Source organism: Deinococcus puniceus (assembly GCF_001644565.1).
Taxonomy (GTDB): Bacteria; Deinococcota; Deinococci; order Deinococcales; family Deinococcaceae; genus Deinococcus; species Deinococcus puniceus.
Genome location: NZ_CP011387.1, coordinates 530,699 through 537,500 on the forward strand (window position 1 = coordinate 530,699; position 6,802 = coordinate 537,500).

General features: G+C 60.5%; 9 protein-coding genes (1 of these 9 only partly in view). 2 read left to right on the forward strand and 7 right to left on the reverse strand.

Annotated features, from left to right (window positions below):
- Window positions 1–348: 348 nt before the first annotated feature.
- The 5 genes from SU48_RS02420 to rpsF all read right to left on the reverse strand — a co-directional run bounded on the left by SU48_RS02420 (window position 349) and on the right by rpsF (window position 3,454).
- On the reverse strand, window positions 349–1,137 hold the full coding sequence (locus SU48_RS02420; RefSeq protein ID WP_064013858.1) for a dienelactone hydrolase family protein: 789 nt from the start codon (window positions 1,135–1,137) through the stop codon (window positions 349–351).
- A gap of 175 nt (window positions 1,138–1,312) precedes the next feature.
- Window positions 1,313–1,753, reverse strand: a complete 441-nt coding sequence (gene rplI, locus SU48_RS02425; RefSeq protein ID WP_019011373.1) for a 50S ribosomal protein L9 — start codon at window positions 1,751–1,753, stop codon at window positions 1,313–1,315.
- A gap of 11 nt (window positions 1,754–1,764) precedes the next feature.
- Entirely contained in the window at window positions 1,765–2,037 is a 273-nt protein-coding gene (gene rpsR, locus SU48_RS02430; RefSeq protein ID WP_064013859.1) for a 30S ribosomal protein S18, read from the reverse strand.
- 59 nt (window positions 2,038–2,096) lie between these two features.
- Window positions 2,097–2,987 (reverse strand): single-stranded DNA-binding protein, encoded by an 891-nt coding sequence (locus tag SU48_RS02435; protein WP_064013860.1) that lies wholly within the window; start codon window positions 2,985–2,987, stop codon window positions 2,097–2,099.
- A 158-nt stretch (window positions 2,988–3,145) separates the two neighbouring features.
- A complete protein-coding gene (rpsF, locus tag SU48_RS02440) occupies window positions 3,146–3,454 on the reverse strand; it encodes a 30S ribosomal protein S6 (RefSeq protein ID WP_064013861.1) in 309 nt (102 codons plus the stop codon).
- Window positions 3,455–3,608: 154 nt separating this feature from the next.
- Between rpsF and SU48_RS02445 the strand changes: the two genes are divergently transcribed.
- Window positions 3,609–4,178 (forward strand): DinB family protein, encoded by a 570-nt coding sequence (locus SU48_RS02445; RefSeq protein WP_082869806.1) that lies wholly within the window; start codon window positions 3,609–3,611, stop codon window positions 4,176–4,178.
- A 2-nt stretch (window positions 4,179–4,180) separates the two neighbouring features.
- A complete protein-coding gene (locus SU48_RS02450; RefSeq protein ID WP_064013862.1) occupies window positions 4,181–5,128 on the forward strand; it encodes a GNAT family N-acetyltransferase in 948 nt (315 codons plus the stop codon).
- A gap of 252 nt (window positions 5,129–5,380) precedes the next feature.
- On the opposite strand, the gene SU48_RS02455 is transcribed toward SU48_RS02450, so the two are convergent.
- Together SU48_RS02455 and prfB are read right to left on the reverse strand one after the other, a co-directional pair.
- The gene (locus SU48_RS02455; protein ID WP_064013863.1) at window positions 5,381–6,376 is read right to left on the reverse strand and encodes a serine/threonine-protein kinase; all 996 of its coding nucleotides are present in this window, start codon (window positions 6,374–6,376) and stop codon (window positions 5,381–5,383) included.
- Between the two features lie 273 nt (window positions 6,377–6,649).
- The gene (gene prfB / locus SU48_RS02460) for a peptide chain release factor 2 (protein WP_197474674.1) occupies window positions 6,650–6,802 on the reverse strand; it runs 943 nt beyond the window's last position. Within the gene, window positions 6,650–6,802 belong to an annotated coding region that runs on past the window's edge; the region does not span the whole gene.

Here is a 6,802-nt window from a genome sequence, read left to right on the forward strand (position 1 = left end):
CGTCAGTTGTCGGCTGACCTCCGTCTACACCATATGAAAAGTGATGAGGGTGGAACTGTTGTGCCCTGCGTGTTCCGGCGTCCAGCCCGACAGAATCAGGCTCTAGCCAACGCGAACCGCTCGCATCAGAAGTGCCTTAAGAACAAGGTGCATTCAGAGAGAAACGTTTCGCCCCAGCAGTCTAGCCCCAAAGTCGCCTGACCCCCGCGCTACACCCGGTTCACTTGTGAAATTTTGTAATCGGCGGCCAGCCCGTGCCGCTAGGATGGGGCAGCAAAGAGAGAAGGCCGCACCTCAAACTTCGGCGACCTTCCCTGTTCAGAACTGGATTCTTGTGGGCCAACTCGGCTATTTCAGCGTTTCACCAAAGTAATTCAGCATGTCGCGCCGGGCGTCACGGCTGGCCTGCGTGTTGGCAATCTTGCCCTCGGCCAGCAGGAATCCATGCGGTTCGCCCTGATACACGCTCAGCTTGAAAGGCTTGTTGGCCGCGTCCAGCTTCTGGGCGTAGCTGTAAATACCCGCAATCGGGCTGGGCTGGTCTCTGGTGCCGTGAATGATGAGCATTGGCGCAGTTAGGTCGCCAATGAGGGCGGTGGGCGTTTGCGGCTTCAGCGCCGTGCCGCCCTGATCGGGGAAGCCGTACCACGCCACTCCCGATTTGAAGGCCTTCATCTGCGGCAGCAGCAGCATGGTGTAGCGTCCGCCCGCGCAGAATCCGGTCAGGCCTACCGCATTGATATTCACGTCTGGGCGCAGCGCCAATGCCTTCAGGCCGTCTTCCACCAACGTTTTTACGGTGGCGTCGCTGGGTTCCGGCTCGAAGGTCTGCCAGCCCAGCGCCAGCGTCACGTATCCGGCGGCGGCCATCTCGTCTACCAAATCGCGGTAGCCCTGCTCCAAGCCCCGGAAGGAATGCAGCAAAATCACGGCGGGCCGCCGGGTAGCTGGCGTGGTAGCGGCAGGAGCGGCCAGATAGCTTTTGTAGGCTTTGCCGCCGCTCAGCACGTCTAGATTCTGCCCTTCCGAAACGGCAACGGTGGTCGGGGTGGCAGTGGGCGTCGTCGTTTGGGCCGCCCCCGGCTGCGTGAGGGCGAGCGAGATCAGGGCCAATGCAGGCAGCGCGTGCTTGAGCATAGGTAAATCCTCCCAGTTGCTTAGCTGTGTTGCTTTGTATGTGCCTCTACCGTACCCAATGTGTGGCCTTCCCCGTGTCTGCTGCCGTGCAGAGTAAGCAAAGAATGAAGACCAACAATAAGTCGGGCCGCTTCCCCTAACAGGAAACGGCCCCACTTGAAAGTTCAGATTTGGATTACTTCTGAGCGTGTACCACGAGCTTCATCGGAATGGTGACTTCCGGGTGAGCGCGGTAGGCAATATCGTATTCGCCGATTTCCTTGACGGTCTTGGGCATTTCGATTTTGCGGCGATCCACGTCGAAGCCGAGGCGATCCAGGGCGTCAGCGACGTTGCCGTGCGTGACGGCTCCGTAGACTTTGCCTTCGCCAGCGCGAACGCTGATTTCCACGGCTACACCGTTGAGGCGGCTGGCGAGGTCTTCGGCCACGGCCTTCTCCTGCGCCTGAATCTTCTGGCGCGAGCGAAGGCGGGCTTCGAGGCTCTTCATGTTGGTGGTGGTGGCGGGCGTGGCCATTCCCTGAGGAATCAGCCAGTTGCGGGCGTACCCGGCCTTGACTTCCACAACGTCGCCCGTTTTGCCGAGGCGACCGGGTTCGAGAAGAATAACTTGCATGTCTCTTCTCCTTACTTCCGAACCAGTTTCTCGGTGTAGGGCAACAGCGCAAGTTGGCGGGCGATTTTAATCGTCTGCGCGATGCGGCGCTGGTGCTTGGCCGAGAGGCCGGTGCGGCGGCGAGGAAGAATTTTGCCCGTGTCACTCACGAAACGGCGCAACATCTTCACGTCTTTGTAGTCGGTGATTTCCAGTTCGCCAATGGAGAACGGGTCTACCTTGGGCTTGCGGGGGCGCTTTGGCCCCTTACCGCGTGGTTTGCGGTCAGCACTGTTCTGCGTCATAGGGATTCCTTGTGAAGCTCGTTTTAGAAGCCCCTGCTCGCCACACCGTCAGGTGAGGTTTAAAAAGGCAGGTCTTCTTCTTCCGGCGGAAAATCGTCGAGACCTTGATCAATATCCAAGCCGCCCGAACGGTTCCCCGAATTCGCTCCCCGACTGGCCGAAGCCGCTGCTGGGGGACGCGCCGTACTGCTCGTGGTCTGAGGACGAGGTGCGGCGGGGGTGGCTGCGGGACTGCCGGTGACGCCCGCGCCTCGGGACAGGGCTTCGACTCGCGTCGCCTCTATCTTGGTGCTGTTGCGCTTGTTGCCGTCTTTGTCTTGCCACGATTCGTTGACCAGTCGGCCTTGCACCAGTACCGGATCACCCTTGCGGAGATCTTTCATGGCTTCGGCCAGTTCACGCCAGAGCGTCATGTCGATCCAGTGGGTCTTTTCCTGCTTTTGCCCTTGCCGGTCATTCCACGTCTCGTTCACGGCGAGGCCGATGCCGAGTACCGCGTCTCCAGCGGGGGTGTAGCGCAGTTCGGGGTCACGTACAACGTTCCCGATGACAACCACTTCATTCATGCCGTTCTGCATTCGGACGCCGCCTCCAGCATCCTGCACGAGTTCCGGGGTGTAGCCGAGCTGCTCCATGCGGAGTGCCTTCACTTTCACCGCGCTGCGTTTGCCGCCTTCCGGCGCTTCCCACTGGCTGTAATCTAGGCTGCCTTCGACCATCACGGCGTCTCCGCCTTTCAGGTTGCGTTCGGCCTGCCACTCGGCGGGTTTGCCGAGAATAGAGACACGGTGATACCAAGGGAGTTTGCGCTCGCGTCCATCGGCTCCGACCACTTGGTCTTCTCCGGCGACAGTGGCTTCGAAGACTGCCACACCAGTTGGGGTGTACCGCAGTTCGGGGTCACGGGCGAGTGCGCCAATCAGGTAAACATGGTTCATGCCTCGGGCCATAACAGGTGCTCCTTTTTTGCTGGCTGATACGCGGGGCGTACCGTACTGGGGGCTTTAACGTTGCTGGCTGACCCTGCATATTCAATCGAAGAGCAGGTTGACTTTACTTTAACAAGTCCTGAGCGTTACGTCAATGGCGTAATGCCACTGGCTCGGCTTCAGGCTTTCTTCGTCTTCCACTCCGGGCGGTCTTTGACCACCAAGATACGGCGGACGTGATCGCGCAGGCGCAGGCTGGCGGCGATGTCCTTTTCAGGGTTGCCGTTGGCCTTGATGGAGTACATCAAGTAGTAGCCTTCGCGGTCTTTGTTGATGGCGTAGGCCAAGCGGCGGTTGCCCACATCGTCGAGGCTGGCGATTTCGGCCCCGGCCCCTTTCAGGGTGGTTTCGATGTACTCCTTCTCGATTGCCACTTGCTCGGCGCTCAGGTTGGGGTTCAGGATCAGGTTCAGATCGTAAGTATTCATAGTTCACCTCCTCGGTGTTGGGGAATGTGCGTGTTTTGCGGCTCTTTACAAACCACCAGACAGCGCAACTCACCACTTTACCAGAGCCGGGGCGGGGATGCCAGAGCCTAGCGGCATATCTGGCAGGCGGCAAGGCCAACGGGTAGGCTGGGGCATGACTGATCTTGTGCCAGACGTAGAACAACCGACTTCGGCCAGCACGAATGCCGCCCAAATTGATGCCCAAACAGATTCAGATGACGGTGGCACGTGGGTGGACGGTATCCTAGACATTCTGAAAGAAGCTGTGGAAGGCGGCACTCCCGGTCAGGGCACGGCTTTCTTAGACGGCACCAAAGCCGATGGCAGCGGCAATCACGGCCTCCTCGCCACGTTGGACTCCCTCACGGCAGCGCAGGCAAGTCAGGATGTCCACGGGTCTAGCATTGCTGGACACACCTTGCATACGGCCTACCATCTGGAAGTCATCGTGCGTTGGGAACGCGACGGAGACCGGGGGCCGTTCGATTGGCAGGGCAGCTTTGGCACCGGCCAAGTCACCGACGACGACTGGGATGAAGCCCGCGTGCGCCTACGAACGGCCTATGACGCCCTGTGCGCTTTTGCCCGCACGCAGGCCGCGCAACCCGTTACCGGAGACGCGGTGGGCGGCCTCGCTGGGGGCATGGCCCATGTCGTGTACCACCTCGGCAGCATCCGGCAGATGGTGAAGGCGCTGGGATAGGGATGGCAATCCGCGCCTTTAGGCCAGCCGACGCCGAAGCTTGGGCCGCCATTCAGAACGCGGGTCTAGGTCAGCCAATGACTGCCGAAGCGCTGCTGGCCGATGAAGCCCGCCGCAACCCAGCCCACTTCAGTCGCCGCTGGGTTTTTGAAGGGACTGGAGAGGTTCTGGGTGTGGCCCACCTGTATTTCTTCCCTTTCGATCCGCCCGGCTTCCTGCATGTGACCTTGCAGGTTCAGCCGTCAGCGCGGGGCAAAGGTGTGGGGAGTGCGTTGTGGGCGACTGTGCTGGAAGAAGCCCAGCAGCAAGGGGCAGCTTTGGCCGCCAGCGTGGACGACACCGATGCCGAAAGCCTGCGCTGGGCCACGCGGCGCGGATTTGTTCAGCACGCTCACCGTTTCGCCTCCGAACTGGATTTGACGGTTTTCGATGCCGCAGTCCACGCGCCTGCACTGGCAAATGCTCTAGCGCAGGGCGTCACGTTCACCGATCTGGCGGGGGCCGATGCGGCTACCGTTGACCGCTACTTGAATTTTTTTGCAGACCGACTGACCGAAACGCCCGATCTGGCGGGGCATCCCCGCTGGCCGCTGGCCCAAGTGCGAGAGATGCTGCGGCTGGACGGGACGCCCGATTTTCCCGCCCGCCCCGACTGGCTGATTTTGGCAATAGCCCCAGACGGCGAATGGCTAGGCACCAGCGCCATGATCGGTTTTGCCTCCCGGCCTTTCTTGTACAACGAACTCACCGCCGTTATTCCGGCTGCACGTGGGCGCGGCTTAGCCCTGCCACTCAAACTTCAGGCCATTGCCCGCGCACGGGAAGAAGGCTACGCGCTGATGAGAACCAACAACCTGTCTACCAACGCACCGATGCTGCGCGTGAACCGTCAACTGGGATTCGCGCCGCAGCCGGGGCGCTTCGAGCTACATCTGGGCGAGTTGAACTGATACGGGATCAAAAAGAGTTTCAAACAGGTGATGTTTCCCTCTCCACCTGTGGGACTCGCAGAGCTGCGGAGCAGAGAGGGGCGCTGCACAGCAGCGGGGTGAGGGGGCCACCGGGAGAGCAACCCCGCCCCATGACAAGAAATCATTTTAGTTTCGTGTGAGTTGTGCTGGAACGTAGAACGTGGACAAGGCGTGGCGGCTGATTCATCTCAGACTCGCCACGCCTTGTCTACAACCTATGTCCTACTCCCCCTATTTTTTCGCCCGCTTAAACGGATTCCAGCCTTTGGCGGGGGCTTCGGACGCTTTGGCCGGAGCAGGCACCGAGGGCGTGGGTTGCAGCGGCACACGCGGCGTCGCCATGCCGTGCCTTCCGGCGCGTTGGCCTGCTTCCAACACGGGCGGCGCATCTTCCAGTTCATGAAAACGTTCGTCTTGTGGGGTCTCGCCCATCGCCGTCAGCAGGGCGCGGCGAATGGCGTCGGCGGTGGGGCGGTCATGTGGGCGCTTGGCGAGGGCCAATTCTGCCAACCGCGACACGTTGCGGGCCACCTGTGGATTCAGATGAATCAAGGGCTGCGGAAAGCGGGTCATGTGCGCCACCATCAGTTCTTCGTAGGTATTGCCCGTAAAAGGGCGCTGGCCGCACAGTAGTTCGTACATCATGATGCCGAGGCTGTACACGTCGCTGGCCCCGCTGCTGCCCTCACCGTGATAGATCTCCGGAGCCATATAGAACGGACTGCCGCTGACTTTGCCGCCCTGAGACGTGAAATAGGTGTTCCCCAGATCGCCCAGCGACGCCCGGCCTTCACTGACGTACACGTTCTGGGTCTTCACGTCCTGATGCACCGCGCCCAGATGGTGCAGGTAGGTCAGGGCCGAGGCGATGTCGGCCAACAGGCGCATGCTGTCCTGAAGCGGCAACATTCTTCCCGGCTGGCGTGCCAAATGCTCGTTCAGTGCGCCTTCCGGGTAATAGCGGATAGCCAGAAACGACAGCGGCCCAAACGGAGTCCCCGCGTATCCCGGCACCAGATGAGGATGCCGGAATTGCAGCGTCAGACGCACCTCATTGCCAAAGCGTTCGGCGGCCTCATGCACGGCTAAGGTTTCGGCCAGCGGAATCTTGAGGGCCACCTCGCGTCCGTCGGCCCCCACGCCCAAGCGTACAAGCGACGTGTTGCCGCGCCCCAACGCTTGCAGCAGGGTGTAACCGGGAATAGAGATAGGTGTGGGTTCAGTCATGGGAGAGGGGAGAGCAGCCGTTTACACAGCGAACGTCGGAAGGACTCCACCTAAACGGGGCGGCAAATATGAACGCGGCTGCTGGCGTCAGTGTACCTGTAGTTCATCACGCAAATCTGTCGGACTGACCGGAGAACTTCATGAATGGGCGAGTCGGTGGGTGAGTGACAACGGGCAAAAGCAGGGGCCAGAACAGAGACTTTTCCCTGATCTGGCCCGCCTTCCGGGTTGAGAGTAGTTTGCTGACGCTTCAGCTAAAGCAGTTGGTTGGGCTTACTCGTCGTCTGCGCCTTCTTCGGCTACCCGTTTGCCTGCCATCCATTCCAGTCCGGCCCACATCAGGTCATCCAAATCGCCGTCCAGCACGTCGCTGGGGTTGTGCTTCATCAGGCCGGTGCGGTGATCCTTGATGTACTGCTTGTCCAA

What these genes read in the sequence shown, in the direction of transcription:
- SU48_RS02420 (WP_064013858.1), bottom strand. Translation starts at nt 1,137, where the DNA reads ATGCTCAAGCACGCGCTGCCTGCATTGGCCCTGATCTCGCTCGCCCTC.
- rplI (WP_019011373.1), bottom strand. Translation starts at nt 1,753, where the DNA reads ATGCAAGTTATTCTTCTCGAACCCGGTCGCCTCGGCAAAACGGGCGAC.
- rpsR (WP_064013859.1), bottom strand. Translation starts at nt 2,037, where the DNA reads ATGACGCAGAACAGTGCTGACCGCAAACCACGCGGTAAGGGGCCAAAG.
- SU48_RS02435 (WP_064013860.1), bottom strand. Translation starts at nt 2,987, where the DNA reads ATGGCCCGAGGCATGAACCATGTTTACCTGATTGGCGCACTCGCCCGT.
- rpsF (WP_064013861.1), bottom strand. Translation starts at nt 3,454, where the DNA reads ATGAATACTTACGATCTGAACCTGATCCTGAACCCCAACCTGAGCGCC.
- SU48_RS02445 (WP_082869806.1), top strand. Translation starts at nt 3,609, where the DNA reads ATGACTGATCTTGTGCCAGACGTAGAACAACCGACTTCGGCCAGCACG.
- SU48_RS02450 (WP_064013862.1), top strand. Translation starts at nt 4,181, where the DNA reads ATGGCAATCCGCGCCTTTAGGCCAGCCGACGCCGAAGCTTGGGCCGCC.
- SU48_RS02455 (WP_064013863.1), bottom strand. Translation starts at nt 6,376, where the DNA reads ATGACTGAACCCACACCTATCTCTATTCCCGGTTACACCCTGCTGCAA.